We start from the raw sequence: 3268 nt of genomic DNA on the forward strand, positions 1-3268 counted from the left end.
TGCATAACGGGAAGCTAGCTTGCGTGACTGAAAAGCCTCGATTTGTCCACTCATGGCCTGCGTCATGTTGGAAATGGTTTGCGGCGTGTAGTGATGTCCATACATTTTCTCAATCAGCTCGGAGATTTCACTCATCGTGACACCTTTCTGAAACAGGTGAATCACAAAGGCTTCCAGCGTATCGTTCGAGCGTTTGTAGGGAACGACGGTCTGTTGTTTAAATTCACCGTTGCGGTCACGGGGAATCGTAATTTGAAGATCGCCGTACTCAGTATGAAGCGTTCTGACATAGGAACCATTTCGAGAATTGCCCGAATGAAAACCAATCCGGTCGTATTTCTCGTAGTCTAAGAAAGCTATCAGCTCTGTCGCTAGCAGTGTATTAACCGCTTTTTCGAGGTGAGAACGAAAAACCTCAGTAATATCTTGTTTTTGTACTAGAGCGTCGACAATATCTGTTGTAAACTGATTCATAGGGAAGGCCTTCTTTCTTTGAATTGGTGTTGTGGTAACTCCATTCTACAAGAAAAGGTCTTCCTTTTTGTATTTATTCATTTACACAAAATATTTTACGCTCTCGGAAACAACTTAAACAGGAATATTTTATACTAGTCTATTATGAATAATCTATATCCATTATTTGTTTATTTTCTAGCAAATAAACCTTTTTACATACTGATCGAATGAAATAGCGATCATGAGAAACTACTATAATAGCTCCTCTAAATTGTTTTAGTTGACTCTCCAAAATTTCTCTTGTTGGTATATCAAGATGATTGGTTGGCTCGTCTAAAATGAGTATAGTTACTTTATTAGCAGCCATTTGTGCCAGTTGAAATCTGACTCTCTCCCCACCACTTAACTGATTAACCTTGTTTTTAAGCATTTCTTTTGTAAATAGGGCATTTTCTAAAATTTCTTTTGCTATTTCTTCGTCAACAGCTACATGTCTTCTAAACTCATCTAACAAACTCCTGTTTGAAATTACTGGATTAAGGGTAGACAAGAATCCTATTTTAGCTTTACTACCTTTTTGAATAAGGCCCTTGTCGGGTTTAATCATCCCTGCTATTATTCCCAATAGGCTGCTTTTGCCCACTCCATTTTTCCCGACAATTGCTATTTTTTCATTAGATTCAACATTTAAGCAGACATTATCAAGAATAGTTTTTCCTTCTTGGGACAGAAAAACATTGTTAACTTTTATTTTGTTTTCATCTGGTATATCGTATTCTAAATTTAAATTTAATTCAGGTCTTTCTAAAATAGGTTGTTTTATTTGTTTTATTTTAGCAAGGGACTTCTCTTTGCTTTTCGCTCTACTAAAAAAGCCTCTCTCGTGCAACCAATTAATAGACTCTTCATTTCTTAAAATCTCTTTTCTTTGATCTTTAAATTTTTTAAGTTGTAATTGTGTTTGGGCTTGTTTTTCAACTTGATAATTATCATAATTACCAATGTAAGATGTTAATTGACCATCCTCTAACTCAAATATTTTTGTAACAGTTCGATTGAGAAAAATTCGGTCATGAGATACTATGATTACGGATCCCTTATAGCTTTTTATGAATCTTTCCAACCAGCTAAACGTTGATATATCTAAATGATTAGTTGGTTCATCTAACAACAATAAGGCTGGTTTTTTCAATAAGGCTACAGCCAGCTCTACTTTAGTTTGTTCTGAACTACTTATATGATTGAACTTTTTTTCCAAAAAATTATTTAATTGTAAGCCGATCACTACTTTATCAATTTCGAATTCATATAAGTATCCTCCTGCTCTTTCAAAATCATCATATATCTTGCTATATATATTTAAAACATCGTTAAGCTGATCACTTTCCTGGTTTTCGGGAGCGGATAAATCCTTTTCAATTTGTTCTAATCTGTTCCTGAGCTCAATACACTCTCTAAATGGTTCTAACAAAACTTCATAAACCGTTTGATCCGATGTAGGTATTTGTGCAACATATCCAATATTAACCCCATTTTCGAGTGTGATCTCACCATTATCTGCGGTTTCTTGTCCAGTCAAGATTTTTAATAAGGTGGTTTTTCCGACCCCATTTCTTCCTATAATTCCCATAATCTCATTTTTCCCGATTTCAAAATTAACTCTATTAAATATCCATTGACCATCATAAATCTTCCCTAAATTCGATACTTTGCAAATTTTCATAATATTAATTCACTCCGAACAGCAAGCAATATAAAATGTTCTTCATTTAAAGAAACTTTACAATCTAATTTAAGATTTGTACAAATGGAAACAATATTCAACAAATGATCACCGTATTTAGAACTATTATGTATTTGTATCCCAAACGCTTTTCTTGGCGGTTTCTACAAGCTTAGTGGCCCGTTTAATACCTACACCGCGTTGTACAAATGGCTTCCACTGTGACAACACATCTTCCGGTGTTATCCCTTGGATTTGAGAAGGGAATGGAAAGAGCCTCAGTGTACACAGGGCTGCTTTTCCTTCCCAGTCTCCAAACACACAGAAGAACTCCGGAAAGTAGCGTTGGATACCGTTCTGGGTTCGCCCTTCAATAATCATCAGTTGTTTGGTCAGCTGATCTCGATGAATTAACATTATTTGTCATATCGAGATATTCAATATCTAAATAAGCATGTCATTTTAATTTATCATGATTAATAGATGCGCCTTGACCTATTAAGATATATTTTAAAACTACTTAATTCATCTTGTTTTGAGAGAGCGTAAAATATCTTGTGTAAATGAATAAATACAAAAAGGAAGACCTTTTCTTGTAGAACGGAGTTACCACACCAATTCACAGAAAGAAGGCCTTCCCTATGAATCAGTTTACAACAGATATTGTCGACGCTCTAGTACAAAAACAAGATATGACTGAGGTTTTTTGTTCTCACCTGGAAACAGCGGTCAATACACTGCTAACGACAGAGTTGACAGCTTTCTTAGACTACGAGAAATACGATCGGATTGGCTTTCCATTCAGGCAACTCTCGAAATGGTTCCTATGTCAGAACGCTTCATACTGAGTACGGTGATCTTCAGGTTACGATTCCCCGTGACCGCAACGGCGAATTTAAATAACAGACCGTCGTTCCTTACAAACGCTCGAACGATACGCTGGAAGCCTTTGTGATCCATCTGTTTCAGAAAGGTGTCACGATGAGTGAAATCTCTCTTCTAATCGAGAAAATGTATGGACATCACTACACGCGCAAACAATTTCCAACATAGACCTTTCAGTCACGCAAGCTAGCTTCCCGTTATGCT

2 protein-coding genes and 2 pseudogenes are annotated in these 3268 nt (G+C 36.1%); 1 reads left to right on the forward strand and 3 read right to left on the reverse strand.

The annotated features are described in order from the left end of the window. From G4V62_RS18900 to G4V62_RS18910, 3 genes and pseudogenes are all read right to left on the reverse strand, one after another. A partial coding sequence (locus G4V62_RS18900) for a transposase (RefSeq protein WP_212508853.1) occupies nucleotides 1-474 on the reverse strand: 474 nt, incomplete at its 3' end. A 142-nt stretch (nucleotides 475-616) separates the two neighbouring features. After that, complete coding sequence (locus tag G4V62_RS18905; protein ID WP_165205174.1) at nucleotides 617-2179, reverse strand: ABC-F family ATP-binding cassette domain-containing protein; 1563 nt, start codon at nucleotides 2177-2179, stop codon at nucleotides 617-619. Between the two features lie 144 nt (nucleotides 2180-2323). After that, nucleotides 2324-2584: pseudogene (locus G4V62_RS18910) on the reverse strand (IS110 family transposase); the annotation flags it as partial. A 236-nt stretch (nucleotides 2585-2820) separates the two neighbouring features. Here G4V62_RS18910 and G4V62_RS18915 point away from each other — a divergent pair. After that, nucleotides 2821-3268 (forward strand): annotated as a pseudogene (locus tag G4V62_RS18915) (transposase); the annotation flags it as partial.

Source organism: Litoribacterium kuwaitense, from assembly GCF_011058155.1.
In the GTDB taxonomy this organism is placed as follows: Bacteria; Bacillota; Bacilli; order Bacillales; family DSM-28697; genus Litoribacterium; species Litoribacterium kuwaitense.

Coding starts and splice junctions, on each gene's coding strand:
- G4V62_RS18905 (WP_165205174.1), bottom strand. CDS start 2,179: ATGAAAATTTGCAAAGTATCGAATTTAGGGAAGATTTATGATGGTCAA.